This is a genomic window from Ruegeria sp. AF7 (assembly GCF_056541885.1).
The window spans coordinates 1-1862 of sequence record NZ_JBQFYX010000050.1 but is presented as its reverse complement, the minus strand read 5'-3'; the positions used below and the strand labels follow the sequence as shown (position 1 = coordinate 1862).

3 protein-coding genes are annotated in these 1862 nt (G+C 56.2%); all 3 read right to left on the bottom strand.

The features are described from left to right. Window positions 1–715 (bottom strand): DUF3300 domain-containing protein (locus ACR0AP_RS20880; protein ID WP_480509211.1); only part of this gene is annotated, 715 nt, incomplete at its 3' end. 6 nt (window positions 716–721) lie between these two features. Then, window positions 722–1072: an enoyl-CoA hydratase/isomerase family protein gene (locus ACR0AP_RS20875; RefSeq protein WP_480509209.1), complete on the bottom strand. Its 351-nt coding sequence runs from the start codon at window positions 1070–1072 to the stop codon at window positions 722–724. Between the two features lie 32 nt (window positions 1073–1104). Further along, window positions 1105–1862: crotonase/enoyl-CoA hydratase family protein (locus ACR0AP_RS20870; protein ID WP_480509207.1), on the bottom strand; the 758-nt coding region annotated here is incomplete at its 5' end.

Here is a 1862-nt window from a genome sequence, read left to right as displayed (position 1 = left end):
CATCATCATCATCGAAAATCTCGCTTATGAGATAGACTGTGCCTGCCGCAAATAAGATGTTGCGCAGTGCGTCGCCGGTCGTGTCTTCCTGCTCCACGTAAACTGTTTCGGAGTCATATTGCGGCACATAGACAACCTCCGGATCGGTGGGCTGAAAAACGACGGCATCTGTTGCATCCTGCGTAACCGTCATTTCATCACCGGAAACAAGCGTGCCGGCATTGATCGCAGTCTGACGCATGGTTTGTACGGCGGCCAAGACGTCCTCTGTCTGCGCCAGCATCGCCAGCCCCATGGTTTCGGTCCAGTCGATATTGGCCGCCATGCCTGATATGACCTCGGGAAAGCCAATGGCCAACACCTCCACACTTTCGTCAAAGGCTTCCGCCTCGCTCAGCGGGGCCAGCTCATCCACGCTGGCACCTTCGTTCTCGGCCAGAAGGCGTTCTGCTTTCACCACTTCTAGGGGCTGCGTCGCCGCGATGAACAACTGGGGCAGGACGGTATCGGGAAAGAGGGCTCCGGGTGCGACAAGCGTTTCAAGTTCCGCCCGCGTTAGCAAATCCGCGTCTACTGTTGCGTTAGTTGTTTCTGCGGCGGCTTCGACGCCGCCGTCTTGTTCGGGAGCAGCGTCCTGCGCATGGATGGTTGTCGCAAACGTAGCCAGGTAAGCTCCGCCAGCGACAGGAAAGAGACCAACCTTGACTTCGGGCACACTAAATTATGCATTCGGGCCGGCCACGATCATATCGCTGGCCAGTGCGATTTCACAACCGCCTGCCAATTCCGGAGCGTGAACGGCGGCAATGATTGGCTTGGAACGGGCTGCGTGGACAAATCCAGCAAATCCACCCTCGCCAAACAGTATCTCTTCACCGTCTCCTTCAAGAAAAGCCTTGATATCCATACCGGCGCAGAATGCAGGACGATTGGCGGCAAGAACAATCGCACGAACTTGGCTATCCTTGGTGGCCTGACTGAGCGCGCCCCTCGAAGCGTTGGTCATCGCCGAATTGATCGCGTTGCGCGCTTCTGGCCTGTTTAGGGTCAAAAGCGCCACCGCGTCTTTCATAAAGTACGCAGTCCATCTTCAGATGCTCCTTTTCAGGCGCCGGTGAAAACTGCTGGACGTTTCTCCAGAAGAGCGTTCACCGCCTCTTCGTGATCCTTGGTCTGGTGACAAGCACCTTGATAGGCAGCCGCTAGCTCAAGCACCGTTTCAAGGCGGGTATTCAACCCTTCGCGGAGGAGCCTCTTGGCCAGGCGCAATTGCTTTGGTGGATTGTAGGCAATTCGTTTTGCGAGTTTTTGCGCCTCTGGCAAAAGTTCTTCGGGCTCGACGACCTTTGAAACAAACCCCCATTCTAGGGCAGTGGCGGCATCAACCGGTTCGCCAGTGAAGGTCATTTCGGCGGCACGTGACAACCCGATCTGACGAGGAAGCACCCAAGCACCGCCGTCGCCCGAGATCAAACCAACGCGAACGAAGTTTTCAGCAAAGGTCGCGCGGGTCGACGCAATGCGGATGTCACAAAGGCATGTCGTGTCGCAACCTGCTCCGTAAGACGGCCCATTTACGGCAGCAATCAGCGGCACTTCACATTCCCACATTGCCTTGGCGACTTGCTGAATGCCACCGCGATAACCATCCTTGGCCTCAAGCGCGTCGCCACCGAAAATTGAGACCTTATCTTTCATGTGCTTTAGATTGCCGCCCGAAGAAAAGGCCTTACCCGCACCGGTCACGATGGCACAACGGACGGAAGTATCGCTATTGATCCTTTGCATCGCATCGATGATTGCGCCCGCCAAATCCTGATCGGTCAACGCGTTGCGCGTTTCTGGCATATTGAACGTGAGGG

What these genes read in the sequence shown, in the direction of transcription:
- ACR0AP_RS20875 (WP_480509209.1), bottom strand. Translation starts at nt 1,072, where the DNA reads ATGAAAGACGCGGTGGCGCTTTTGACCCTAAACAGGCCAGAAGCGCGC.